The organism is Blastococcus sp. SYSU DS0973 (assembly GCF_054051055.1).
In genome coordinates, this window is the sequence record NZ_JBJHAN010000010.1 from 67,049 (window position 1) to 92,603 (window position 25,555).

General features: G+C 72.9%; 21 protein-coding genes. 12 read left to right on the plus strand and 9 right to left on the minus strand.

Translation table 11 applies throughout. The features are described 5' to 3' along the window. The first annotated feature begins 246 nt into the window (after nt 1-246). From ACI791_RS15710 to ACI791_RS15720, 3 genes are all read left to right on the plus strand, one after another. Nucleotides 247-1,380 carry an N-acetylmuramoyl-L-alanine amidase gene (locus ACI791_RS15710; RefSeq protein WP_456586882.1) on the plus strand — a complete coding sequence of 378 codons (1,134 nt, stop codon included), beginning with the start codon at nt 247-249 and terminating at the stop codon, nt 1,378-1,380. Between the two features lie 81 nt (nt 1,381-1,461). Further along, complete coding sequence (locus ACI791_RS15715) at nt 1,462-2,883, plus strand: aminotransferase-like domain-containing protein (protein WP_456586883.1); 1,422 nt, start codon at nt 1,462-1,464, stop codon at nt 2,881-2,883. Next, nucleotides 2,880-3,875, plus strand: coding sequence for a D-alanine--D-alanine ligase family protein (locus ACI791_RS15720; protein WP_456586884.1), 996 nt, complete (start codon nt 2,880-2,882; stop codon nt 3,873-3,875). The genes ACI791_RS15715 and ACI791_RS15720 overlap by 4 nt, the downstream gene beginning before the upstream one ends. Before the next feature lie 74 nt (nt 3,876-3,949). Here ACI791_RS15720 and ACI791_RS15725 read toward each other — a convergent pair whose 3' ends face one another. The 8 genes from ACI791_RS15725 to rpmH all read right to left on the minus strand — a co-directional run bounded on the left by ACI791_RS15725 (nt 3,950) and on the right by rpmH (nt 9,559). Continuing rightward, nucleotides 3,950-5,008, minus strand: coding sequence for a ParB/RepB/Spo0J family partition protein (locus ACI791_RS15725; protein WP_456586885.1), 1,059 nt, complete (start codon nt 5,006-5,008; stop codon nt 3,950-3,952). Between the two features lie 25 nt (nt 5,009-5,033). Next, the gene (locus ACI791_RS15730) at nt 5,034-6,089 is read right to left on the minus strand and encodes a ParA family protein (RefSeq protein ID WP_456586886.1); all 1,056 of its coding nucleotides are present in this window, start codon (nt 6,087-6,089) and stop codon (nt 5,034-5,036) included. 94 nt (nt 6,090-6,183) lie between these two features. Next, on the minus strand, nt 6,184-6,873 hold the full coding sequence (gene rsmG / locus ACI791_RS15735; protein ID WP_456586887.1) for a 16S rRNA (guanine(527)-N(7))-methyltransferase RsmG: 690 nt from the start codon (nt 6,871-6,873) through the stop codon (nt 6,184-6,186). Continuing rightward, nucleotides 6,870-7,454, minus strand: coding sequence for a Jag family protein (locus tag ACI791_RS15740; protein WP_456586888.1), 585 nt, complete (start codon nt 7,452-7,454; stop codon nt 6,870-6,872). Before ACI791_RS15740 ends, rsmG begins: the two co-directional genes overlap by 4 nt. 88 nt (nt 7,455-7,542) lie before the next feature. Continuing rightward, a complete protein-coding gene (yidC, locus tag ACI791_RS15745; RefSeq protein ID WP_456586889.1) occupies nt 7,543-8,655 on the minus strand; it encodes a membrane protein insertase YidC in 1,113 nt (370 codons plus the stop codon). Then, nucleotides 8,648-9,028 (minus strand): membrane protein insertion efficiency factor YidD, encoded by a 381-nt coding sequence (gene yidD, locus ACI791_RS15750; RefSeq protein WP_456586890.1) that lies wholly within the window; start codon nt 9,026-9,028, stop codon nt 8,648-8,650. Before yidD ends, yidC begins: the two co-directional genes overlap by 8 nt. A gap of 11 nt (nt 9,029-9,039) precedes the next feature. Beyond that, nucleotides 9,040-9,420, minus strand: coding sequence for a ribonuclease P protein component (rnpA, locus tag ACI791_RS15755; RefSeq protein ID WP_347058704.1), 381 nt, complete (start codon nt 9,418-9,420; stop codon nt 9,040-9,042). A 1-nt stretch (nt 9,421) separates the two neighbouring features. Next, a complete protein-coding gene (gene rpmH / locus ACI791_RS15760) occupies nt 9,422-9,559 on the minus strand; it encodes a 50S ribosomal protein L34 (RefSeq protein WP_091930872.1) in 138 nt (45 codons plus the stop codon). Between the two features lie 680 nt (nt 9,560-10,239). Here rpmH and dnaA point away from each other — a divergent pair. The 6 genes from dnaA to ACI791_RS15790 all read left to right on the plus strand — a co-directional run bounded on the left by dnaA (nt 10,240) and on the right by ACI791_RS15790 (nt 17,908). Continuing rightward, a complete protein-coding gene (gene dnaA, locus ACI791_RS15765; protein WP_456586891.1) occupies nt 10,240-12,006 on the plus strand; it encodes a chromosomal replication initiator protein DnaA in 1,767 nt (588 codons plus the stop codon). Between the two features lie 945 nt (nt 12,007-12,951). Further along, nucleotides 12,952-14,109 (plus strand): DNA polymerase III subunit beta, encoded by a 1,158-nt coding sequence (gene dnaN / locus ACI791_RS15770; protein ID WP_456586892.1) that lies wholly within the window; start codon nt 12,952-12,954, stop codon nt 14,107-14,109. Between the two features lie 74 nt (nt 14,110-14,183). Beyond that, nucleotides 14,184-15,155: a phosphogluconate dehydrogenase (NAD(+)-dependent, decarboxylating) gene (gene gnd / locus ACI791_RS15775; protein ID WP_456586893.1), complete on the plus strand. Its 972-nt coding sequence runs from the start codon at nt 14,184-14,186 to the stop codon at nt 15,153-15,155. 87 nt (nt 15,156-15,242) lie between these two features. Then, nucleotides 15,243-16,421 (plus strand): DNA replication/repair protein RecF, encoded by a 1,179-nt coding sequence (gene recF, locus ACI791_RS15780; RefSeq protein ID WP_456586894.1) that lies wholly within the window; start codon nt 15,243-15,245, stop codon nt 16,419-16,421. Continuing rightward, nucleotides 16,418-16,918 carry a DUF721 domain-containing protein gene (locus ACI791_RS15785; RefSeq protein ID WP_347058709.1) on the plus strand — a complete coding sequence of 167 codons (501 nt, stop codon included), beginning with the start codon at nt 16,418-16,420 and terminating at the stop codon, nt 16,916-16,918. Before recF ends, ACI791_RS15785 begins: the two co-directional genes overlap by 4 nt. 42 nt (nt 16,919-16,960) lie before the next feature. Further along, nucleotides 16,961-17,908 (plus strand): hypothetical protein, encoded by a 948-nt coding sequence (locus ACI791_RS15790; RefSeq protein WP_456586895.1) that lies wholly within the window; start codon nt 16,961-16,963, stop codon nt 17,906-17,908. 223 nt (nt 17,909-18,131) lie between these two features. Here ACI791_RS15790 and ACI791_RS15795 read toward each other — a convergent pair whose 3' ends face one another. Continuing rightward, a complete protein-coding gene (locus ACI791_RS15795) occupies nt 18,132-19,643 on the minus strand; it encodes an SDR family oxidoreductase (RefSeq protein WP_456586896.1) in 1,512 nt (503 codons plus the stop codon). Nucleotides 19,644-19,939: 296 nt separating this feature from the next. Between ACI791_RS15795 and gyrB the strand changes: the two genes are divergently transcribed. The 3 genes from gyrB (at nt 19,940) to ACI791_RS15810 (ending at nt 25,461) form a co-directional block, all read left to right on the plus strand. After that, a complete protein-coding gene (gene gyrB, locus ACI791_RS15800) occupies nt 19,940-21,970 on the plus strand; it encodes a DNA topoisomerase (ATP-hydrolyzing) subunit B (protein WP_456586897.1) in 2,031 nt (676 codons plus the stop codon). A 156-nt stretch (nt 21,971-22,126) separates the two neighbouring features. After that, complete coding sequence (gene gyrA, locus ACI791_RS15805) at nt 22,127-24,595, plus strand: DNA gyrase subunit A (RefSeq protein WP_456586898.1); 2,469 nt, start codon at nt 22,127-22,129, stop codon at nt 24,593-24,595. A 107-nt stretch (nt 24,596-24,702) separates the two neighbouring features. Further along, nucleotides 24,703-25,461 carry a DUF3566 domain-containing protein gene (locus tag ACI791_RS15810; RefSeq protein ID WP_456586899.1) on the plus strand — a complete coding sequence of 253 codons (759 nt, stop codon included), beginning with the start codon at nt 24,703-24,705 and terminating at the stop codon, nt 25,459-25,461. Nucleotides 25,462-25,555: the final 94 nt, after the last annotated feature.

Consider the following 25,555-nt stretch of genomic DNA (forward strand, 5'->3'; position numbering starts at 1 on the left):
TCCGGCCTGCCTGCGGGGTCCGCCGCGAGCGTGCGAGCGGCAGGGGCGGGCAGGTCCTCCATCACGCTGTGCACCGCGAAGGCCCACCCGTCCACCGGACGGGTGGGCCTTCGCCGTCACCGGGGGAGGATCGCCTGCCCCCGGTGCGCCGTCCACGGCGGGAGGGACGACAATCGGTGACACGATGATGAGAACGGCAAAGCTCTCCAGTTCCCCAGCGGAGCTGTGATGGGAACCGACAGCCGCATGCAGCCTCTGAGGCCGGGGGACCGCGGGCCGGCCGTGGCCGACGTGCACGCCGCCCTCCGCAGCCTCGGCCTCCTCCCCTCCGCCGGCGACGGCGGCGATCCGGGCCTCGAGTCCGCGGAGTACGACGCCGCCACCGAACTCGCCGTCCGCCACTTCCAGCAGGTGCGCGGCCTGTCCGTGGACGGACGGGTGGGCGAGGAGACCTACCGGGCGCTCAGCGAGGCCCGCTGGTCGCTGGGTGACCGTCTGCTCCGCTACGACCCCGAGCGCCCGATGCGTGGCGACGACGTGACCAATCTGCAGGAGCGGCTGCTCGAGCTGGGCTACGACGCCGGCCGCGCCGACGGCATCCTGGGGCCCGAGACGGAGGTCGGTCTGCGGGCGTTCCAGCGGGACTACGGCCTCACCTCCGACGGCACCTGCGGGCCGGCCACGCTGCGGGCGCTGCGCCAGCTCGGCCGCAAGGTCACCGGCGGGCGGCCGCAGCTGCTGCGGCAGAGCGCCTCGTTCGTGGAGAGCGGACCGCACCTGATCGGCCGCCGGATCGTCGTCGACGCGGGGCACGGTGGAACCGATCCCGGATTCATCGCCGGTGAGACCACCGAGGCCGACCTCGTCTTCGACCTCGCCTCGCGGATCGAGGGCCGGCTCGCCGCTGCCGGGGCCACCGTGTACCTCACCCGGGGTCGCGCGCAGGCTCCGGCCCACGCCGAGCGCACCGCCTTCGCCAACGACGCCCGGGCCGACCTGTTCATCTCCCTCCACCTGGACGCCCACGGCTCCGAGCACGCCCGCGGCGTGGCCAGCTACTACTACGGGACCGGCTCCGGGGCGTCGTCCACGGTGGGGGAGCAGTTCGCCAACCTGGTGCGCCGCGAGGTCGTGGCCCGCACCGGCATGCTCGACCTCGGGTCGCACGCCAAGACGTGGGACATCCTCCGGATGACCCGCATGCCCGCGGTGCGGCTGGACTGCGGCTACCTCTCCCACCCGGTCGACCGGCTGCTGCTGCTCGACGCACGGGTCCGCAGCGCCATCGCCCACGGCGTCCTCGCCGCCGTCCAGCGGCTCTACCTCCCCGCCGAGGCCGATCCGCCGACCGGCACGTTCGTCCTCCCCGGGAGGGCGTGACGCGGTCGGCGTGACCGACCGGTCCGTCCTCCTGACGTGTTGCGCGCGGCCGCTGCCTCGGGGCTGCCTACACTCCTGAAGGTGGCCACCATCCCGCCCGGCACGCCTGCCGGTCCCGGACAGCAGGGGGCGCACCTCGGTGCGCATCCCCATCCCGCGCCGCGGCATCCGCGGCTCGACCCGCTGGCCGACCGGTACGCAGCACGGACCCACGGGATGAAGTCCTCGGAGATCCGGGCGCTGTTCTCCGTCGTGAGCCGGCCCGAGGTGGTCTCCCTCGCCGGCGGCATGCCCGCCGTCACCGCGCTCCCACTGGACGCCGTCGGCTCGATGATCGGCGACCTGGTGTCCGGGATGGGCGCGCAGACGCTGCAGTACGGCTCTGGACAGGGTGACCCCCGGCTGCGCGAGCGGATCTGCGACGTCATGGCCCTCGAGGGCATCACCGACGCCTCGCCCAGCGAGGTCGTGGTCACGGTGGGCTCCCAGCAGGGCCTGGACCTGGTCACCCGCGTCTTCTGCGACCCGGGCGACGTGATCCTCGCCGAGGGCCCGTCCTACGTGGGCGCCCTGGGGGTCTTCCAGGCCGCCCAGGCGCGGGTCCGGCACGTCGCCATGGACGACGACGGGCTCATCCCCGAGGCGCTGGAGGAGGCGCTGGTCGCCTGCCGCGCCGCGGGTGACCGGGTGAAGTTCCTGTACACGGTGCCGAACTTCCACAACCCGGCCGGCGTGACCCTCTCGGAGCCTCGCCGCGAGGCGATCATGGCGATCGCCGAGCGCTGGGACCTGCTGATCATCGAGGACAACCCCTACGGGCTGCTGGGCTTCGAGCAGGAGCCGATGCGCGCGCTGCGGGCCCGCGACGCCCACCGGGTCATCTACCTCGGCTCGTTCTCCAAGACCTTCTCCCCGGGGCTGCGCGTCGGCTGGGTCCTCGCCCCGCTGGCCGTCCGGGAGAAGCTGGTCCTGGCCACCGAGGCGCAGGTCCTCTGCCCGCCGTCCCTCACCCAGTACGCCGTCGCCCGGTATCTGGACACCCAGCCCTGGCGCGAGCAGATCAAGCTGTTCACCGAGCTGTACCGCGAGCGGCGGGACGCCTGCCTGGAGTCCCTCGAGGCCATGATGCCGGCCGGCACCACCTGGACCCACCCGCACGGCGGGTTCTACGTCTGGCTGAAGCTGCCGGCCGGTCTGGACGCCAAGCTGATGCAGCCCCGCGCCGTGGGCTCCCTGGTGGCCTACGTGCCGGGCATCGGCTTCTACGCCGATGGCAGCGGCCAGGAGTACATGCGGCTGTCCTACTGCTACCCGGAGCCGGACCAGATCCGGGAGGGCGTGCGCCGCCTGGCGCGCGTCATCGAGGCCGAGCTGGACCTGCACTCCACCTTCGACAAGGTCGACACCGGAACCTTCCGGGCCGTCCGGGCGGGCTCCGGCCAGGAGGCCGAGTCCATGGTCGGGCCGGCCAACAGCGACCGATACGAGGACGGCCGAGCATGACCGAGTCCGCCGCCGCGCCCGTACCGGCCCCCGGCACCCCGTCGGAGCCGTTACGCGCCGTCGTGCTCGCCGGTGGGCTGACGTTCGAGCGAGAGGTCAGCCTCTCCTCGGGCACCCAGGTGGTCGAGGAGCTGACCCGCGCCGGGCTCGACGCGGAGCTGCGGGACGCCGACGCCGAGCTCCTGCCGGGACTCGCCGCCGTGCCCGCCGACGCCGTCTTCATCGCCCTGCACGGCGCCACCGGAGAGGACGGCGCCCTCCGGGCGGTCCTGGACCTGGCCGGGGTCCCCTACGTGGGGTCGCCGGCTGCCGCCTGCCGCCTGGCCTGGGACAAGCCGGCCGCCAAGTCGGTCGTCCGGACGGCCGGGGTGACGACGCCGGACTGGGTCGCCCTTCCGCACAGCACCTTCCGCGAGCTGGGCGCCGGGGCAGTGCTCGACCTGATGGTCGCCCGCCTGGGCCTGCCGCTCATGGTGAAGCCCGCGTCCGGCGGCTCGGCCCTGGGCGTGCAGAAGGTCAGCCGGGTCGAGGACCTGCCGGCGGCCATGGTGAGCTGCTTCGCCTACGGCGACACCGTGATGGTCGAGCGGTACGTCGAGGGGGTGGAGGTCGCCCTGGCCGTCGTCGACCTCGGCAACGGGCCGGAGGCGCTGCCCGCCGTCGAGATCGAACCGGAGTCCGGCGTCTTCGACTACACCTCCCGCTACACCCCCGGGCTCACCGAGTACCACGCTCCGGCACGAATTCCCGACGCCGTCGCCGCCCGGGCGGCGGAGGTCGCCGTCCGGGTGCACGAGGTGCTCGGTCTGGCCGACCTCTCCCGCACCGACGCGATCGTCACGCCGGACGGTGACGTCCACTTCCTCGAGGTGAACGTCTCGCCGGGTCTCACCGAGACCTCCATGTTCCCGATGGCGGTCGAGGCGGCCGGATACGAGCTGGGCGATGTCCTCGCCCGGCTGCTGGCCCGCCGGTCCGGCTCCACCGGCTGACCACAGGCCCCGCGACGGAGTGAGGCACCTTACGTCAGTGACGCAAGGTGCCTCACTCCTGAGGATGGCGTCGCTCAATCCTCCGCGCGGCGTCCGGTGATCTCCGGCGCCATGACGCCGATGATCCGCTGGAGGTCGTCGACCGAGCCGAACTCGACGACGATCTTGCCCTTGGCCCGGCCGATCTGGATCTTCACCTTGGTCTCGAACATGTCGGAGAGTCGGGACCCCAGCTCCTCGACCCCGGGGGCGCTGAGGTTCCGCGCCCGGCGCTTGGCCGTCGGCTGCTCGGCCGCGGCCATCGCCACGGCCTCCTCGGTCGCGCGGACAGACATCCCCTCGGCGACGATGCGGGTGGCCAGCGCGTCCTGGGCTTCGGCGTCGTGCAGTCCGAGAAGCGCACGGGCGTGGCCGGCGGAGATCACCCCGGCGGCGACCCGGGTCTGCACCTTCACCGGCAGCTTCATCAGCCGGATGGTGTTGGTGACCTGGGAACGGCTCCGGCCGATGCGCTGCGCGAGCTCCTCGTGGGTGGCCCCGAACTCCTCCAGCAGCTGCTGGTAGGCGGCGGCCTCCTCCAGGGGGTTGAGCTGGACGCGGTGGATGTTCTCCAGCAGCGCGTCGCGCAGCATGGCGTCGTCGGTGGTGTCCCGCACGATCGCCGGGACGCTGTCCAGCCCCGCCGCACGGGATGCGCGCAGCCGGCGCTCACCCATGATCAGCTCGTAGCGGCCGTCGCCGGCCTCGCGGACGACGATCGGCTGGAGAAGGCCGAACTCCCGGACGCTGTGCGTCAGCTCCTCCAGCGCCTCGTCGTCGAAGACCTGCCGCGGCTGCTTCGGGTTCGGGACGACGTCATCGACCGCCACCTCGCGGAGCTGCGCACCGGGCACCCCGACGGCCCCGTTCTCCGCCGTGGCGGGAGGCGCGGGCACCAGGCTGACCGGCGAGGAGGACGACTCCGGTGTCTGCTCACCGGCACCGTTCGCCGCGCGCTCGCCCGGCCGGCCGGTCTCGTCACGCTCGGGGGCGGGCGCCGGGGCCGGTGCGGCCGCCACCGGGGCAGCAGTGGGGGGCGGTCCGGTCGGGATGAGCGCCGCCAGCCCGCGTCCCAGGCCGCCTCGCTTCGTCATGACTGCTCCTCGCTGGCGGTGGTGCTCACTGGGAATCCTGGGTGCGGAAGGGGACCGCGGTCTCACCGAAGGCGAGCGCGCCGACCGGGGTGGCCCCGTTGCTGCCGGCACCGCTGTCGAGCGGCTCCAGGGCGACACCGCGCTGGGCGAGCTCGCGGGCGGCCTCCACGTAGCTGGTGGACCCGCGGGACCCCGGATCGTAGGTCAGCACGGACTGCCCGTAGCCGGGCGCCTCGGAGACGCGGACGTTCCGGGGGATCACCGCGTTCAGCACCAGATCCCCGAAGTGGTTCCGCACCTCGTCGGCCACCTGGTCGGCCAGCTTGGTGCGCCCGTCGTACATCGTGAGCAGGATGGTCCGGACGGCGATCCCCGGGTTGAGGTGCTGGCGGACCAGGTCGATGTTGTTGAGCAGCTGCCCCAGGCCTTCGAGCGCGTAGTACTCGCACTGGATGGGGATGAGCACCTCGTCACCCGCCACCAGCGCGTTGAGCGTCAGCAGACCCAGTGACGGCGGGCAGTCGATCAGCACGTAGTGCGGTCGGCGGTCCTGTGGGAGCGCCGCGACGTAGGCCTCGATCGCGCGACGCAGGCGGTGTTCCCGGGCGACGACGGAGACGAGCTCGATCTCGGCGCCGGCCAGGTCGATGGTCGCCGGCACGCACAGCAGGTTCGGGCTGGCCGTGGTCGGGTGCACGACCTCGGACAGCGTGCTGTCGCCGACGAGCGCGTCGTAGATGCTCGGGGTGCCCACGGTGTGCTCCACCCCCAGAGCGGTGCTCGTGTTCCCCTGGGGGTCGAGATCGATGACCAGCGTCCGCAGCCCGTACAGGGCGAGCGCCACCCCCAGGTTCACCGTCGACGTGGTCTTGCCGACGCCGCCCTTCTGGTTGGCGATGGTGATGACCCTGATCCGCCCGGGCGCCGGAAAGGGCTCCTGATCGGCGGCGTGGAGGACGCGCGTGGCGCGCAGCGCCTCCATGGCGATCGGGCTGTCGAAGTCCGCCAGGCTTCCGGAGGACTGCGCCGACGACTGGTCTGCGGCGAGGTTGCTGCGCAGCCGCTCGCCCGGGTCAGTCATCGCGGATCCTTCCTCTGCCGTCGGAGTTCCACGTGGAACCCTTCGGGTAGCTGGACCTGTTCCACGTGGAACAGGGTCGCTCGCCCGAGCATCCTCACCGTTCTCCGCGCGTCATGACCACCACGGTAGTGGCAGCGTCTCCCAGGGATGCACCGACGGCACGCGCCTCGATGTCCCGCATTCCCGCAGCCCTGAGTTCGGGGAGCAGGCCGGGGAGCTCCTCCAGGGCTCGTGCCCCGACGAGCGCCACCAGCTGGGCTCCCGGGCGGAGCAACCCTCGGCACCAGCCGACGAGACGGGGGAGCGGCGCGACAGCCCGCGCGGTGACCACGTCCACCCGGCCGACAGCCGTGACGACGCCCCGGTCCTCGGCGCGCCCCCGCACCACCCGCCACGACGACGAGCCCGCCAGGTCCGCCACCGCCTCCTCGAGGAACTCGACCCGGCGAGCCATCGGCTCCACCAGCGTCAGCGCGATGTCCGGCCGGGCCAGACCCAGAGGGATCCCCGGAAGCCCCGCACCGCTGCCGACGTCGACGACGCGGGCGCCCCGCGGAACGGCCTCGGCGACCGCCGCGCTGTTGAGCACGTGCCGCTCCCACAGCCGGGGCACCTCGCGCGGCCCGATCAGGCCGCGGGTGACCCCGTCGGTGGCCAGCCGCGCCACGTACCGCTGCGCCACCGGCAGCGCCTCGCCGAAGACACCGGTGGCCGCGGCCGGTGGCGCGGGCGGAGCCGCCCCCCCGGACGCGGCCGCGCCCGGCGCCGGACGTCCGTCGGTCACCTGTCGGGCAGGACCACGACGCGGCGGTTGGGCTCCTCGCCCTCCGACTCGCTGTGCACCCCGGAGACCGAGGCGATGACGTCGTGGACGACCTTCCGCTCGAACGGGTTCATCGGGCTGAGCCGCTCCGGCTGCCCGCTGGAGGAGACCCGGCGTGCGGTCTCCCCGGCGAGGGTGGTCAGGTCGGCCCGGCGCTTGGCCCGGTAGCCGCCGACGTCGAGCATCAGCCGGCTGCGCACGCCGGTCGACTGGGCGACGGCGAGCCGGGTCAGCTCCTGCAGCGCCTCCAGCGTGGCGCCGTCGGGACCGATCAGGTCGTCGAGGCGGCCACCGACGATCGCGACCGATGCCCGGTCGCCCTCCACGTCCAGGTCGATGTCGCCGTCGACGTCGAGGATGTCGAGGAGGCGCTCGAGGTAGTCACCGGCGACGTCCCCCTCCCGGACCAGCAGGTCGTCACCGCTCCCACCGGCCCCGCGCGACTCGACCTCGACGGCCTCGACGACGGCGTCGTCGCTGGCCGGGTCGGCGTCGGGCAGGGCGGGCGCGTTGTCTGTCACGGGCTGCTGCGGAGCACTCACGGGTGTTCCTCCCAGTTCTGTGCGGCGGCCGGGTGTCCCCGGTGGTCGGTGTGCCGGACGTGCCGGCGGCGGAGCGGTCGAGCGGTGGTCAGCGCCGCTTCCGCTTTCCGCGGTTGGCCGGGCCCTGCCCCGGGCCCGGACGGGAACCGCCGCCGGCACGGGGCGTCCCGTTGGCCGAGCCGCCGGACGCGGGCCGCGCACCGTTGCCGCCGGCCGCCGGCGAACCGTCCGCGCCGGCCGCGGTGCTGCCGGTCGCCTCGGTCGTCGGAGTCGCCGGGGGCGTGGTGGGGGGCGTCGTCGGCGCGCCCTGCTTCGAGCGGACCGGCTTGGCGCCGGGCTTCGGCGCGAGCGTGCGCGGGTCGACCACGGGCTTGCCCTCGGCGGCCTTGGCCTTCGCCGCGTCGGAGCCGGGCGGCGGCATCTTGCGGAGGATGAAGAACTGCTGGCCCAGCGTCCACAGGTTGTTGACCATCCAGTAGATGAGGACGCCGATCGGGAAGATGAAGCCGGAGACGAAGAGGCTGATCGGGACGCCGTAGAGCATCAGCTTCTGGATCATGGCGGCCTGGCCCTCGACCGGGCCGGAGCGCGACATGATCTGCCGCTGCGTGAAGTACGTCGTGGCGCACATGACCAGGATCAGCGCGAAGGCGACGATCCGGATGTTGGTGTAGTTGACGCCCTGGATCCCCAGGATCGCCTGCTCCTTGGCGCCGCTCATGTTGAACGACGAGGAGATCGGGGCCCCGAAGAGCTTGGCGCGCGCCGCCTCGTCGGTGAGCTCGTCGGTCCACGAGTACAGCCCGTCCTTGCCCGGCGCCAGCCGGCGCAGGACGTGGAAGAGCGACAGGAAGATCGGGATCTGCGGCAGGATCGGCAGACAGCCGGCCAGCGGGTTGACCCCGCGCTCCTTCTGGAGCTGCTGCATCGCGACGGCCATGCCCTGGCGGTCGCTGCCGTACTGCTTGCGCAGCTTGGCGATCTCGGGCTGCAGCTCCTGCATCGCCCGCTGCGACTTCACCTGCTTCACGAACAGCGGGAAGAGGATCAGCCGGATCGTGACGACCAGGAAGACGATCGCCAGCACCCAGCTCAGCCCGCCGAGCGCCGTCTCCGGCGCGGGGTCACCGAGGACCAGGTCCCAGAGCGAGTGCCACCGGGCCATCACCCAGGAGATCGCGGTGTACAGCCAGTCAAGCAACGGAGGACTCCTCCTGCGGGGTCCGGCACGCGGCCGGCGGGGTGGCCTCGCGGCCGGGGTCATCGGACGGCGCACCCGAGGGGCGTGCCGCTGAGCTGGACGAGCGGGCGCCCGTCCCGGTTCCGCGCCGCCCGGTCACCGGCGGGACGAGGTCGACGCCCCCGGGGTGCCAGGGGGCGCACTTGAGCAACCGGACGATCGCCAGCCAGGTGCCGCGTCCCGCGCCGTGACGGGCCACGGCCTCGGCCGCGTAGGCGCTGCACGTGGGGTGGAACCGGCAGCGCGGGGGGAGGGCCGGGCTGATGGCGCGGGAGTAGAAGCCCACCGCGCGCAGCAGCAGCCGAGCGACGGGCGAGCGGTGCGGGGTCGGCACGCGGCCGGCGCTCATCGCGCCCGCGCCCGGTCGCCGAGCAACCGGTCCAGGCCTGCGGACAGGTCGCGGTGCAACACGGCGGAGTCCGCGGTCGCGGCCTCCGGACGGGCCCGGACCACCAGGTCGGCACCGGCCGGGAGCCGGCCGAGTTCGGCCCGGACGACGGCCCGCAGGCGACGGGTCACCCGGTGGCGGACCACCGAGTTGCCCACGCTCTTGCCCACCACGAAACCGGCCCGCGCAGCCACCGGCGACGGGTGGTCGCCGGTCGGCTGCTCGGGCCGTTCGGAAAGGAGGTGCAGCACCATGGTCGGCCGCCCGGCGCGCCGGCCGGAACGGACGACCGCAGTGAAATCCGGGCGCCGGCGCAGGCGTGCCTGCGCAGGCAGCACGTCAGGCGGAGAGCTTCTCGCGGCCCTTGCGCCGACGGGTGGCGAGGATCGCCCGGCCCGCGCGGGTCCGCATCCGCAGCCGGAAGCCGTGGGTCTTGGACCGGCGACGGTTGTTCGGCTGGAACGTGCGCTTGCTCACGAGGTACTCCCACTACACGACATCGGCGGTGCGCTCCCGTCGGTGGACGGGGGCGCGCAGGGTGTCGGGTCGGCACGACGGCCGCCCCTGCCACCCGGAAGCTGGCACTGCGGAGCGCCGGACCGGCACCCGACCGGCGCAGGCACGCTGCAGCGGCCGGGAACGGGCAGACCCGTCCACAGACTGCGGCAAGCATAGCCGAGGACCGGGACGTGCCGGCGAACGACCGCCCATGATGGCCCCACGGGACCGCGGCGGCTTCCCCGGCGCGCCGGGGAAGGGACGGTCCCGTCGACCCCGGGGCGCGCCCGACGGCCACGGCGGCGTTGCCCGGCTGTGGATGGAGCTGTTAGCGTCGCCGTCGCTCCGCGTCGGGCGTCAGGGTCACGACGCGCGGGCCGACCCCGTCGGTCGACCGACCGCCGAGCCACTCCTCCAGCCGCCCGATCTGGGCCGTGACCAGCGAAGATGCTGCACCGGCCGTAGTTCCTCGCGGAGCCGGCGCACCATCCTGCCGGCCGCGCACAGCCTGTGGACACCGATGTGGACCACATGCGTTCGTGTGTCCACAACCGGGGCATCCACCGGTGGACGGACGCGGGTCGCGGGGAGACCGGCACGGCAGGTGCCGGGACGCCGGGAGCGGCCGCGGGGTCGACTGCATGGGAGGACGACACGGCATGGCCGATGCCACGCTGGACCTGGCCACGGTCTGGGACCAGATCCGGGAGCGACTGGCGACCAGCCTGTCCCCGCAGCAGAACGCGATGCTGAACCTCACCCGGCCGCTGGGCCTGGTCGAGGACACCGCCGTCCTCGCCGCACCCAACGAGTTCACCCAGACGGTGCTCGAGTCGCGTATGCGCCGGGTGCTCGCCGAGGCGCTGTCCGAGCAGTTCGGCCGCGACATCCGCGTCGCCGTCCAGCTCGAGGATGCCCCTGCGGCACCGTCGGCCGACCACCGCGACGAGGAGCCCGTCCGCCGGCCCTGGTCCGCCGCCGAGGCGCAGCGGGCGGAGGAGGACCGGGCCACCCGCGACCGGGCCGACGACGGGCGCAGCGCGTTCGGCGTGCGCACCGACGTCGTCGGCACCGCCGCGCCCTGGGACCGCGGCGCGAGCGCCGAGCGGCCGGCGCGGGCCGACTTCCCCGAGGTGCGCGAGCTGCACCCCGCCGACGGACCGCAACGGCCGCCCGTGGACCGCGGCGCGCCGGAGGACTGGAGCACCACGGCCCGGGGCGCCGGCGCGGCCGGTGGCGCCGGGGCCCGCGACTGGGGCGGTGCCGACGACGAGCGCAGCGCGGAGGTGCTGCCGTTCGACGTCGACGCCTCGGCTGGTGAGCAACGCCGCTCCGGCGGGGCGTCCGGTGCCCGGACGCGCCGCCCCGAGGCCGGCCGCCCCACCGGCCTCGACCCGGGCCTGAACCCCAAGTACGTCTTCGACAGTTTCGTCATCGGCAACAGCAACCGGTTCGCCCACGCCGCCGCCGTCGCCGTCGCCGAGGCACCGGCACGGGCCTACAACCCGCTGTTCATCTACGGCGAGTCCGGGCTCGGCAAGACGCACCTGCTGCACGCGATCGGCCACTACGCGGCGCGGATGTTCCCCAACGTCCGGGTGCGCTACGTGAGCACGGAGGAGTTCACCAACGAGTTCATCAACCTGGTGCACTCCGGACGGGCCGAGGAGTTCCGCCGCCGGTTCCGGGACATCGACTTCCTGCTGATCGACGACATCCAGTTCCTCGAGCGGGCCGAGCGCACGCAGGAGGAGTTCTTCCACACCTTCAACACGCTGCACAACGCCAGCAAGCAGATCGTGATCACCTCCGACCGTCCGCCCAAGAAGCTGACGACGCTGGAGGACCGGCTGCGCACCCGCTTCGAGTGGGGCCTGATCACCGACGTCCAGGCGCCGGACCTCGAGACCCGCATCGCCATCCTGCGGAAGAAGGCGTGGGGCGAGCGGCTCCAGGTCCCCGACCCGGTGCTGGAGTTCATCGCCAGCAAGGTGCAGACCAACATCCGCGAGCTCGAGGGCGCACTGATCCGCGTGACCGCGTTCGCCAGCCTGAACAAGCAGCAGGTCGACCTGCCGCTGGCCGAGCTGGTGCTCAAGGACCTCATCAGCGACGAGCAGGGCCCGCAGATCACCGCCGCCATCATCATGGCGGCCACGGCGGAGTACTTCTCCGTGACGATGGAGGAGCTGCAGGGCACCAACCGCAGCCGCACGCTGGTGAACGCACGGCAGATCGCGATGTACCTGTGCCGGGAGCTCACGGAGCTGTCCCTGCCGCGCATCGGGGCGTCCTTCGGCGGCAAGGACCACACCACGGTCATGCACGCGGTCAAGAAGATCACCAACCTGATGAGCGAGCGGCGTGCCACGTACACGCAGGTCACGGAGCTGACGGCCCGCATCAAGAGCCGCGCCCGGCAGTAGGAGGACCGTCCTCCCCACCCCTGCGCGGACCCGCCGGCCCGACTCGGTAGGGGCCTGCCGGTGCCCTCCCGCCCCCGGATCCCCTGCGCTCGGGCGGCCCTGCCGGACACCGGTCGCACGGCCGCCGGCGGTGACGGTCCGGGTCCGATCCGGTCACCGTCCGGACGCCTGCCGGTCACGGTCCCGGCGCGGTCGACAAGTGGTTGTCCACACCTGTGTGGATCCCTGGGGACGGCGGAATCGCTGGTCTTCCGCACGATGAGCCGCAGGACGGCGGCGACCGGCATCGACTCGTCGAGAAGTTGTCCCCAGGAATGTGCACAGCTGGGGGAAAGTCGGACCGACGCCGTCACGCCGCGTCGCGGCCGGCCCGGCGGAGATCTGCACCGCTACGGCCGGGATCACCGTCGCACGCCGCTGACCTGCACCGATGCCCTCTAGGCCGGGCCGGGGACGCAGCGCACGGCGCGATCCCGGCCGCGCGCTGCACGCCACCTGGGGACGGACCGGGGAGACGCAGGGGACAGCAGGTGGACCGCCGCCGGTCACGGTGCACAACCGTCGATCTGTCCACGTGTCGACAACAGGAAGACGCTGACCACCCACAGTCGGCCAACACCCCCGATCGGCGGCTGACCTGCGAGAAGGGGCCCGATCCCCAGCTTCCACACCAGTGATGACGAGGATGAGGGAGTTGTCTCGAGGAATCCTTGAACCACACTCTGGGTGGGGACGCTGCGCTCCGCAGGCGCCCGGAGCGCAGCGAACAGGACCTCCCGGCACCCGTCGAGGGACCGGGGTTTCCCCACGGGGCACTGCAACAGGCACGATGAGCACCGCAGCGGAGCCCTCGCCCCGCAGCAGAACGAACGACGAGCTCCGTGCCGTGCCGGCCGCCCTCCCGGTGGCCCGCGGGGGGCGGACCGAACATGGGTGGGTCGAGAGATGAAGTTCCGGGTGGCACGTGAGGTGCTCGCCGACGCCGTCGCCTGGACGGCGCGCAGCCTGCCGCCGCGGCCGTCGGTGCCGGTGCTGGCGGGCATCCTGCTCGAGGCCGACGGCAACGTCTTGTCGGTCTCCGGCTTCGACTACGAGGTGTCGGCCCGCTCCGAGGTCGACGTCCAGACCAGCGAGAACGGCCGGGTGCTCGTCCCCGGCCGGCTCCTGGCCGAGATCACCCGAGCCCTCCCCCCGCACCCGGTGGAGATCACCGCCGAGGGCCCGCGCCTGGCCATCACCTGCAGCAACGCCCGGTTCAGCCTGCCGACCCTGCCGGTCGAGGACTACCCGTCGCTGCCCTCCATGCCGTCGGCGGCGGGGATCGTCGACAGCGACGTCTTCGCCGAGGCCGTGGCCCAGGTGGCCGTCGCCGCGGGGCGGGACGACACGCTCCCCATGCTCACCGGCGTCCGGCTGGAGATCGAGGACGACCTGATCACCCTCGCCGCCACCGACCGGTACCGCCTCGCGGTGCGCGAGTTCGCCTGGCGGCCGGAGACCGCGGGGCTGTCGGCCGCGGTGCTCGTCCCGGCCCGCACGCTCGCCGAGGCGGCCAAGACGCTGACCAGCGGCCCGGAGATCACGCTGTCGCTGTCCTCGGGCAGCTCGGGCGAGGGCATCCTCGGCCTCTCCGGCAAGGACCGGCAGACCACGACCCGCCTGCTGGACGCCGAGTTCGTGAAGTACCGCGCGATCATGCCCAACGAGTCGCTGGCCAACGCCACGCTGCCGGTCGGCCTGTTCACCGACGCCGCCAAGCGGGTGGCGCTGGTGGCCGAGCGGGGCACCCCGCTGCGCTGCGAGTTCACCCCCGGCCAGGTCACCCTGCGGGCCGGGGGCAGCGACGACGAGGGGCAGGCCGAGGAGCGCTGCGACGTCGACTTCGACGGGGACCCGCTGACCATCGGCTTCAACCCGACGTTCCTGCTCGACGGGCTGGCGGCGGTGCACACCGATCGTGTCCGGATGGACTTCACCAGCCCGTTGAAGCCCGCCGTCCTCTCCGGGGTCGAGGAGCCGGCGGCCGACGACGACAAGCCGGCGTCGGTCGAGCGGGCGGGGAGCTACCGGTACCTGATCATGCCGGTGCGTCTCCCGGGCTAGCGGACGGCCACCCGGCCCTCCGCCGCGCACACGTCCGCAGCGGCACTCTGCGAGGAGGCCCTGGGGCGAGCACGATGACAGGCAACGCAGTCGAGGTCGAAGAGGGGCGAGACGTGCAACTGGGTCTGATCGGGCTGGGCAAGATGGGCGGCAACATGGCCGAGCGGCTGCGCCGAGCCGGGCACGAGGTCGTGGGATACGACCGCAACCCCGGTAGGCGCGACGTCGACAGCCTGCCCGCGCTGGTCGAGGCGCTCGAGGCGCCCCGCGTCGTCTGGGTGATGGTGCCCGCGGGCGAGCCGACGAAGGCGACGGTCAAGGAGCTGGGCGAGCTGCTGAGCCCGGGCGACGTCGTCATCGACGGCGGCAACTCGAAGTACACCGACGACCAGGTGCACGACGTCATGATGCGCGAGAAGGGCATCGGCTACATCGACGCCGGGGTCTCCGGCGGCGTCTGGGGCCTGGAGAACGGCTACGCCCTGATGGTCGGCGGCACCAAGGAGGACGTCGCCACGGCGCAGCCGATCTTCGACGCCCTCAAGCCGCCGGCGCCGCACGACGAGTCCGGGCAGGAGATGCCCGGTGCCGGCTTCGTGCACGCCGGGCCGGTGGGTGCGGGCCACTTCAGCAAGATGGTCCACAACGGCATCGAGTACGCACTCATGCAGGCCTACGGCGAGGGCTACGAGCTGCTGGCCGCCGTCGACCTCGTCGAGGACGTCCCGGGCGTCATCGCGTCCTGGACGCAGGGCACCGTCATCCGCTCGTGGCTGCTCGACCTGCTGGTCCGGGCGCTGGACGAGGACCCGGAGCTCGAGGAGATCAGCGGCTACGCGGAGGACTCCGGCGAGGGCCGCTGGACCGTCGAGCAGGCGATCGAGAACGCCGTCCCCGTGCCCACCATCGCGGCCTCGCTGTTCGCCCGCTTCTCCTCCCGGCAGGAGGACTCGCCGACCATGAAGGCGGTCGCCGCGCTGCGCAACCAGTTCGGCGGGCACGCGGTGCGGGCCGTGCAGGCGCAGGAGGCCGAGCGCCCCGCGTGAAGAAGGACCCCCGTGCCCCCCACCGCTCGCAGGCTCGCGCCGGGGCCCTGCACGGGGGCCGTTCCAGGAACTCACCAGGCGGCTGACGTGTACCTCAGGCACCTGCAGGTCGGCTCCTTCCGCAGCTGGGACCGGGCGGACCTGGCCCTGTCCCCGGGGCCGACCGTGTTCGTCGGCCGCAACGGGGAGGGCAAGACCAACCTCGTCGAGGCGGTCGGCTACCTCGCGACCATGAGCAGCCACCGGGTCTCCGGTGACGCGCCTCTGGTCGGTCACGGTGCGAGCCAGGCGGTGGTCCGCGCGGCCCTGCGCCGGGGTGACCGGGAGCTGCTCGTGGAGATCGAGATCAACCCCGGCAAGGCCAACCGGGTGCGGGTCAACCGGGCCGCCCTGCCCCGCCCGCGGGAGGTGCTGGGGCTGGTGCGCACGGTGCTGTTCGCGCCGGAGGACCTCTCACTGGTGCGGGGCGACCCCACCGAGCGACGCCGCTTCCTCGACGAGCTGCTGGCCACCCGCACGCCACGGCTGGCGGGGGTGCGCAGCGACTACGAGCGGGTGCTCAAGCAGCGGAACGCGCTGCTGAAGACCGCCCGGCTGGCCCGTGGCAAGGCGATGGAGACCCTCGACGTCTGGGACGGCCACCTCACCGACCTCGGGGGGCAGCTGCTGCACGCCCGGCTCCGGCTGCTCGCCGACCTGGCGCCGCACGTCGCCGGGGCCTACGCCCGGGTCGCCGGGGAGGGGGCCGCGGTCGCCGGGCTCGGCTACAGCTCGACCGTTCCGCCGGCCGGGGACGGCGCGGCGCTGCGGGCCGGCGACGAGCTGCCCTCGGTCGCGGACCTGACCGAGGCGATGCGGGCCCGGGTCGCCGAGCGCCGCGGGGACGAGCTCGACCGGGGCATGACGCTGGTGGGGCCGCACCGTGACGACATGGTCATCCATCTCGGCCCCGCCCCGGCGAAGGGCTTCGCCAGCCACGGGGAGTCGTGGTCGCTCGCCCTGGCTCTCAAGCTGGCCACGTTCGCGCTGCTGCGCAGGGACGGCGAGGACCCGATCCTGATCCTCGACGACGTGTTCGCCACCCTGGACGCCGATCGGCGGGCGGCGCTCTCCGAGGTCGCCCGCTCGGCCGAGCAGACGCTCATCACCGCGGCGGTCGTAGACGACGTCCCCGAGGAGCTGCGGGGGACACGCGTCGAGGTGGGGAGCGGCATGGCCCTCGTGGTGAAGGATGCGGTCCCGGTGGGCGAGGGAGGCATGCCGTGAGCGACGACCGGCCGGCTCGGCCCAGCGACATCGCCCGCGCCGCCCTCGAGGCGGCCCGTGCGGCGTCGGCGGCCCGCCCCAGGCCGACCCGCCGGCGGATCGCCGGTCCGCGGCGCGCCTGGAGCGGGCCGCGACCGGGCGCCGACGACCCCCAGCCGCTGGGTCGCCTGGTCGACTCGCTGGTCAGCTCGGAGGACTGGTCGTCGCAGACGTTGGTCGGCTCGGTGTTCGGCCGGTGGGACGCGATCGTCGGCTCCGACATCGCCGCGCACTGCCGGCCGGAGACCCTGAGCGAGGGGGAGCTCCTGGTCATCGCCGAGTCCACGGCCTGGGCGACGCAGCTGCGCCTGCTCGCGCCGTCGATCCTCGGCAAGCTGCGCGCCCAGGTCGGCGGGGACGTCGTGACGCGGCTGCGCGTTGTCGGTCCGACGGCTCCCAGCTGGAAGAAGGGCCCGCGGTCGGTACGCGGGCGGGGGCCGCGCGACACCTACGGATGAGGCGCCCGGCCGGCGGGCCGGCGCCGGGAGGACGATGCAGCGATGAGCACCCCCCGCGACGGTGACCGGAACGGCTTCGACGACGGCGAGGGCCGCGGCTGGCGCGAGCCGCCGCACCTCGGGTCCGGCGGAGCCGGTGACGACGAGGACCGTCCCGACGTCACCGACCGGCGGAAGACGCCCCGGGACGAGCAGCCGGCCGGCCGACCCTGGCAGCCGCCGGGCTGGGACCTGCCCGCCGCCGAGCCGTCCCGCCCGGCGCAGCAGCAGCCGCCGGACCTGGCTCCGCACGACGCCCCGCCGCCGCAGGGACCGCCGGTCACGGGCCCGCAGCCGCCCGTCCCACCCGGCCGCTGGGGCGGCCTGTTCGGTCGACGTCGGCGGGAGCCCGGCGCCGTCGAGCGCGTGTTCGCCTACGAGGGCGACCCCGTCGGAGCCCAGGGCTGGGCGGTGCAGCGCGGCTGGACCGTGTCCGACGGCACGGCACCCGAGGACGCTGTCCTCGCCGACCTCATCTCGAGCGCGCCGGTGCGCGCCACCAAGGACCACCGGGCGGGCAACGTGCTGCGCGGCCGGGCGGACGGGCTCGAGCTGGTGGCGTTCGACGTGGTCTACGTGGAGCGCCGCCGCCTCGTCCCCGAGTACGCGGTCACCGCCGTCCCGATGCTCGGCAGCGTGCCCGGCTTCCGGCTCGCCCCGGCCCGGTTCTGGCGGCACGGCACCGGCGGCATGGTGCCGATGCCGAGCGGCGACCCGACCTTCGACGCCCGCTGGCTGCTGCTGGCCGCCGAGGACAGCCCGCAGCTGCGGCGGCTCGCCCAGGACCAGTCCGTGCACGGCCTGTTGCTCGGCAGCGACGACGGCGACGAGTTCTGGTCCGCCGCCGGGTTCGTGGCCGCGGTCCGGCCCGACGGGCACCGACCGGAGCTGCTCGAGCACCACGCCCGGCTGCTCACCGCCGTCGCCGGCGCCCTGGCCGCCGGCGCCTGAGAGGACGGAGCGCCCAGCAGTGAGCTCTCCGGCGGACGGCCGGGGGTGTGATCCTCCCGACCCGGCCGACCCTTTCCCGACCGGCTGCTGCGCCTGCAGGTGACGGAGCGCGACCACCGGCGCACCGGTGACGATCAGGTGACCTGGTCGTTCGTGGTGCTGGCTCACCGTGAACGCTGAGCCGGGACCACGCGAGGTGGGCCGGGACAGCCGGTGGACCGGGTCAGCCGCTGCGCTCGGCGGCGCGGACGACACCGCGCAGCATCCCGCCGAAGACGAACCCGTGGAAGACGGCGATCGCCCACCAGTACAGGTGCCCGGACAGCCCGCGCGGGGCGAAGGTGGCCCGCTGGCGCAGCGTCGTCCCCCCGGTCGCGGCGTCGTGTTCCACGTGGAACTCCAGCCAGGCCAGCCCGGGCAGCCGCATCTCAGCGCGCAGCCGCAGCAGCTGCCCGACCTCCCGTTCCTCCACCCGCCAGAAGTCCAGGGCGTCGCCGACGTAGAGCTGGTCGGGATCCCGCCGGCCGCGTCGCAGACCCACCCCGCCGACCGCCCGGTCCAGCCGGCCGCGCACCCGCCAGGCCAGCGGCCACGAGTACCAACCGCGGTCCCCGCCGATCCCCTCGACCACCCGCCACACCTCCTCCGCCGATGCCGCGGTGGAGCGGACCCGCTCGTCGACGTAGAGGCTGCCGCCGGCCCAGTCCGGATCGGTGGGCAGCGGGTCCGACGGGGCGCCGGGCACCGATGCCGACGACCAGCGGGTCGAGACGGCGGAGTCGCGGACCCGCTGCACGGCCAGCCGGACGGCGTCGTCGAACCCGAGCAGGCCCTCCGGCGGATCGGGCACGTACTGCGCGATCTCGTGCTCGGCGCAGACGACGGTGTTGCGGAGCGACTCGACCAGGGGGCGGGCGATGCCGGCGGGCACGGGCGTGACGACGCCGACCCAGTGGCTCGACAGCGAGGGCGTGAAGATCGGCACCGGCAGGATCCGGCGCCGCGGCAGGCCGGCCACCCGGGCGTACCGCTGCATCATCTCCGCGTAGTTCATGACGTCCGGGCCGCCGATGTCGAAGCAGCGGTGCACCTCGGCCGGCAGCCCGGCGCAGGCCACGAGGTAGCGCAGGACGTCCCGGACCGCGATGGGCTGGATGCGGCTGTGCACCCAGCGCGGGGTGACCATCACCGGGAGCCGCTCGGTCAGGTAGCGGAGCATCTCGAACGATGCGGACCCCGACCCGAGGATCACCGCGGCCCGCAGCACGACCGTCGGGATGCCGGAGCCCAGCAGGATCGCCGCGACCTCCGCCCGCGAGCGCAGGTGCGGCGACAGCTGCTCGTCCTCGGGCCCGAGCCCGCCCAGGTAGACGAGCCTGCCGACCCCTGCGTCGCGCACCGCCCCGGCCATCACCGTCGCGGTGTGCCGGTCGGCCGCCTCGAAGGAGCGGCCCGTGCCCAGCGCGTGGATCAGGTAGTAGACGACGTCGACCCCTTCGCAGGCCGCGGCGACCGATGTGGCGTCGGCGGCGTCGGCCCGCACGACCTCCACGTCCCCGGCCCACGGGTGGTCCCGCAGCCGCTCCGGCGAGCGGCTCATGACCCGGACGCGGTGGCCGGCGGCGAGCAGCTCGGGCACCAGGCGGCCGCCCACGTACCCGGTGGCCCCGGTGACCAGGCAGGTGAGCAGGGGGCCCGCGCGAGCGGTGGCCGCGGGGACGTCGGGGGGTGCCATGCGGCCGAGTCTGCTTCCCCCGGTACGAGCCCGCCCGGCGCTCCGGGCGGGCTCCGGGTCGCGCATCGGGCCGACGACGGCGTGTCGACCCAGGGGGCAGCCCCGATGGTGGCGGACCCTTCCGGAGAGGCGCAGACACGACGTCAGGGCGTGGACGACGCTGTTCCTGTCAGACCTCGCGGTATCGTGGGAGGCGAAAACCGTCAGCAACCGGCTGAGCGCCGTTCTGCGCCGTTCCGCCCCCGGCCCGGAGTCCAGTGCCCGAGGTCGCCGGTTGCTCGAGAGGAAGGCCCCACGTGGTCGCAGCACCCCAGACCGAGTCTGCCTACTCGGGCAGCTCCATCACCGTCCTCGAGGGTCTCGAGGCGGTGCGCAAGCGCCCCGGTATGTACATCGGCTCGACCGGTGAGCGCGGCCTGCACCACATGGTGTGGGAGGTCGTGGACAACGCGGTCGACGAGGCGCTGGCCGGCTACTGCGACACCGTGCGGGTGACGCTGCTGGCCGACGGCGGCGTCCGGGTGGAGGACAACGGCCGCGGCATCCCGGTGGACATGCACCCGGTGGAGAAGCGCCCCACCGTCGAGGTCGTGCTGACGATCCTGCACGCGGGCGGCAAGTTCGACGGCAAGAGCTACGGCGTCTCGGGTGGTCTGCACGGCGTCGGCGTCACCGTGGTCAACGCGCTGTCCACCCGGCTCGACGTCCGCATCTGGCGGGACGGCACGGAGTGGCACCAGAACTACGACATGGCCAAGCCCCGTCCGCTGGAGAAGGTCGGCCCGACGAAGAGGCGCGGCACCCAGATCACCTTCTGGGCCGACCCGACGATCTTCGAGACGACGACGTACTCGTTCGACACGATCAGCCGGCGCCTGCAGGAGATGGCCTTCCTGAACAAGGGCCTGACCATCGTGGTGCGCGACGAGCGCCCCGGTCAGGGCAAGGCCGAGACCGGCATCGGCGAGGAGTCACTGGCCGAGGCGGCCGCCCCGGTCGAGGCCGAGGACGAGGCGTTCGAGCCGACCGAGGTCACCTACCGGTACGACGGCGGCCTGGTCGACTACGTCGCCTACATCAACCGGCGCAGGACGGCGATCCACAAGTCGGTCATCGGCTTCTCCGCCGACGGCGTGGGGAAGAACGACACCGCGATGTCGGTGGACGTCGCCATGCAGTGGTCCGACGCCTACTCCGAGTCGGTGCACACCTTCGCGAACATCATCAACACCCACGAGGGCGGCACTCACGAGGAGGGGTTCCGTGCGGCGCTGACCTCCATCGTGAACCGGTACGCGGTGGAGAAGAAGCTGCTCAAGGAGAAGGACGAGAAGCTCACCGGCGACGACATCCGCGAGGGTCTGGCGGCGATCGTCTCGGTGAAGCTCGGCGACCCGCAGTTCGAGGGCCAGACGAAGACCAAGCTCGGCAACACCGAGGTCAAGGGCTTCGTCCAGCGGGTGTGCAACGAGCAGATCGGCCACTGGTTCGAGGCCAACCCGGCCGAGGCGAAGGTGATCATCACGAAGGCCGCCTCGGCCGCCCGGGCCCGCCGCGCGGCGCAGGACGCCCGCAAGCTGGCCCGCAAGAGCCTGCTGTCGGTCAGCGGCCTGCCCGGCAAGCTGGCCGACTGCCGCTCCACCGACCCGCGCAACTCCGAGGTGTACATCGTCGAGGGCGACTCGGCCGGCGGCTCGGCGAAGTCCGGCCGCGACTCGATGTACCAGGCGATCCTGCCGATCCGCGGCAAGATCATCAACGTCGAGAAGGCGCGCATCGACCGGGTGCTGAAGAACACCGAGGTGCAGTCGATGATCACCGCCTTCGGCACCGGCATCCACGACGAGTTCGACATCTCGAAGCTCCGGTACCACAAGATCGTCCTGATGGCCGACGCCGACGTCGACGGCCAGCACATCAGCACCCTGCTGCTGACCCTGCTGTTCCGGTTCATGCGCCCGCTCGTCGAGGGCCAGTACGTGTACCTGGCCAAGCCGCCGCTCTACAAGATCAAGTGGGGCGGCAAGGTCGGCGACGAGTACGCCTACAGCGACAAGGAGCGCGACGCGGTCGTGAAGGCCGGCGTCGAGGCCGGCCGCAAGATCAAGGACGAGATGATCCAGCGGTTCAAGGGGCTCGGCGAGATGAACGCCAGCGAGCTCTGGGAGACCACGATGAACCCGGAGACCCGCATCCTCCGGCAGGTCACCCTCGAGGACGCCGCCGCAGCCGACGAGATCTTCAGCGTGCTCATGGGCGAGGACGTCGAGGCCCGGCGCAGCTTCATCACCCGCAACGCCAAGGACGTCCGCTTCCTCGACGTCTGACCCACCTCCGGTGACGGAGACGAACAGCTCCGCTGTACCGACAAGCCAATCCGAACGCCGCCTCCGGCGGAAGGTGGATGAATGCGCCGGCCACTCGCACGCTCCCGGCCGGCGGATCCATCCACCTCTGTGCACCGACCTGTGGAGACCTGAACCGTGACGGAGACCCCATTCCGCGACCGCGTCGAAGCGGTCGACCTCCAGCAGGAGATGCAGCGCAGCTACATCGACTACGCGATGAGCGTGATCGTCGGGCGTGCGCTGCCCGAGGTGCGGGACGGCCTCAAGCCGGTGCACCGGCGCGTGCTGTTCGCGATGTACGACCAGGGCTTCCGCCCCGACCGCGGGTACGTCAAGTGCGCCCGACCGGTCGCCGAGGTGATGGGTAACTACCACCCCCACGGTGACTCGGCGATCTACGACGCCCTCGTGCGGCTGGCCCAGCCCTGGTCCATGCGTTACCCGCTGATCGACGGGCAGGGCAACTTCGGCTCCCCGGGCAACGACCCGGCGGCCGCCATGCGCTACACCGAGTGCCGGCTCACGCCGCTGGCCATGGAGATGCTGGCCGGCATCGACGAGGAGACCGTCGACTTCCAGGGCAACTACGACGGCCGCACCGAGGAGCCCGTCGTCCTGCCCGCGCGGATCCCGAACCTGCTCATCAACGGCTCCGCCGGGATCGCGGTCGGCATGGCCACCAACATGCCGCCGCACAATCTGCGCGAGGTGGCCCAGGCCGTCTTCTGGATGCTCGACCACCCGGAGGCGGAGGCCGAGGAGGCCCTCACCGCCTGCATGGAGCGGATCAAGGGCCCCGACTTCCCCACTCACGGCCTGATCGTCGGCCGTGAGGGCATCGAGGACGCGTACCGCACCGGCCGGGGGTCGGTGCGCATGCGCGCCGTCGTCACCGTCGAGGAGGACAGCCGCGGCCGGGTGCAGCTCGTCGTCACCGAGCTGCCCTACCAGGTCAACCCCGACAACCTCGCCGAGGCGATCGCCGAGGGCGTCCGCGAGGGCCGGCTGCAGGGCATCAGCGAGATCGCCGACGAGTCCAGCGACCGCGTCGGCCGCCGGCTGGTCATCACACTGCGCCGCGACGCCGTCGCCAAGGTCGTGCTGAACAACCTCTACAAGCACACCCAGCTGCAGACGTCGTTCGGCTGCAACATGCTCTCCATCGTCGACGGCGTCCCGCGGACGCTGCGCCTCGACGAGCTGGTGCGCAACTGGGTCCTGCACCAGATCGAGGTCATCCAGCGGCGGACCCGCTACCGGCTGCGCAAGGCCGAGGAGCGGGCGCACATCCTGCGCGGTTACGCGAAGGCGCTCGACCAGCTCGACGCCGTCATCGCCCTCATCCGGAGCAGCGAGTCGGCCGACGCCGCGCGTACCGGCCTGATGGAGCTGCTCGACGTCGACGAGATCCAGGCCGTCTCGATCCTTGACCTGCAGCTGCGCCGGCTGGCCGCGCTCGAGCGGCAGCGGATCCTCGACGAGCTGGCCGAGATCGAGGCCCGGATCGCCGATCTGCAGGCGATCCTCGAGTCCCCGGAGCGGCAGCGGCAGATCGTCCGCGACGAGCTCGCCGAGATCGTCGAGAAGTACGGCGACGACCGGCGCACCCAGTTCGTGGCCAACGAGGGCGACGTCTCCATGGAGGACCTCATCGCCGAGGAGGAGGTCGTCGTCACCATCACCCGCACCGGGTACGCCAAGCGGACGAAGAGCGACCTGTACCGGTCGCAGCGCCGGGGCGGCAAGGGCGTGATGGGTGCGCAGCTGAAGCAGGACGACCTCGTCGACCACTTCTTCGTGGGCTCCACCCACGACTGGATCCTGTTCTTCACGAACAAGGGCCGAGTCTACCGGGCCAAGGCCTACGAGCTGCCGGAGGCCAACCGGACCGCCCGCGGTGCGCACGTGGCGAACATCCTGGCCTTCCAGCCGGACGAGAAGATCGCCCAGGTCATGCAGATCAAGGACTACGGGGTCGCGCCGTACCTGGTCCTGGCCACGGCGAAGGGTCAGGTCAAGAAGACCCGGCTGACCGACTTCGATTCCCCCCGGCAGGGCGGCGTGATCGCCATCAACCTGCGCGACGGCGACGAGCTGGTCGGCGCGGCGCTGATCAACCCCGAGCAGGACCTGCTCCTGGTCACCCGCAAGGCGATGTCGATCCGCTTCACGGCCGACGACGCCGCGCTGCGGCCGATGGGCCGGGCCACCGAGGGCGTCCGCGGCATCTCGCTGGCCGACGACGACCGGCTGCTGTCGATGATCGTCGCCCAGGAGGGGGTCGACGTCCTCGTCGCCACCGAGCGCGGGTTCGCCAAGCGGACCGGCATCGAGAACTACCCGAACCAGGGCCGGGGCGGCAAGGGCGTGCTCACCGCCGACCCGAAGGCCCGCAAGGGGGCCCTCGTCGGCGCCCTGGCGGTGACCCTCGGCGACGAGCTGTATGCCATCACCTCGGGCGGCGGGGTCATCCGGACGCCGGTCAACGGGGTCCGGCACAACAAGGACCGCGCCACGATGGGTGTCAAGCTCATGAACTTGCCCGAGGACGTCAGCATCGTCGCGATCGCGCGTACGACGGACAACGACGAGGCCGCGGCCTAGGGTAAGTAGTTAGTCACGGAAGCGACTGCGGCTCCGCGACGGCTCCAGGCCGTCGCGGAGCCCGGAACTGAGGGAGCGGTATGGCCGCTGCGGAACGGGAGACTGGTATGAGCGACCGGACGCAGGGTTCGGTGCGCACCGACTCCCGGACCGGGGACGGTGCTCAGCCGGCGGGCGCACCCGCCGGCGGCAACGCCTCGAAGACGCAGTCCATCCCGACGACAGGTGCCCAGCGGGTCCAGGCCCCGGGCACCGGCGCGGCACCGGTGGTCCCCCAGCCGCTCGGCGCCCAGACCGGCCCGCCTCCGGCGCAGACCGGCGCCACCCCCGCGCAGACCGGTGCAGCTCCGGCGCAGACGGCGCCGGCCCAGGCCGCGACCGAGTCGTCCGGTCCCGGCGAGGGTCCGGGCGGGGCCGTGGGCCTCGGGGACGGCGCGACCGGTCCGGCCACCGGGTCCGCGGCGGCGACGAAGGCTGTCCGGGGGCGGCAGTCCAGCCGCGGCCCGCGGCGTGCCCGCCTCCAGCTCCGCCACATCGACACGTGGTCGGCCCTGAAGATCTCGCTGGTGCTCTCGATCGCCCTGTTCTTCATCTGGATGGTCGCGGTCGGCCTGCTGTACATGGTGCTCGGCGGGCTCGGGGTCTTCGACGCCGTCAACGACCTGGTCGGGCAGATCGGCAGCGCCTCCGGGTCGGAGTCCACTGGCGATCTGCTGACGCCCGGCGTGGTGTTCGGCGGCGCCGCGGTCATCGGCGCCATCAACATCGTGCTGCTCACCGCGCTGTGCACGGTCGGGACGTTCATCTACAACCTGTGCTCCGACCTGGTCGGCGGGCTCGAGGTCACCCTCTCCGAACGGGACTGAGCGAGGACCCCGTTCTCCTCACCCGGTTCGGCGGTCGGTCGCGTGTCCGGCTGCGGTATCGCGAGGGGGAGCCCGTCCGGCGCGCGCCCCGACG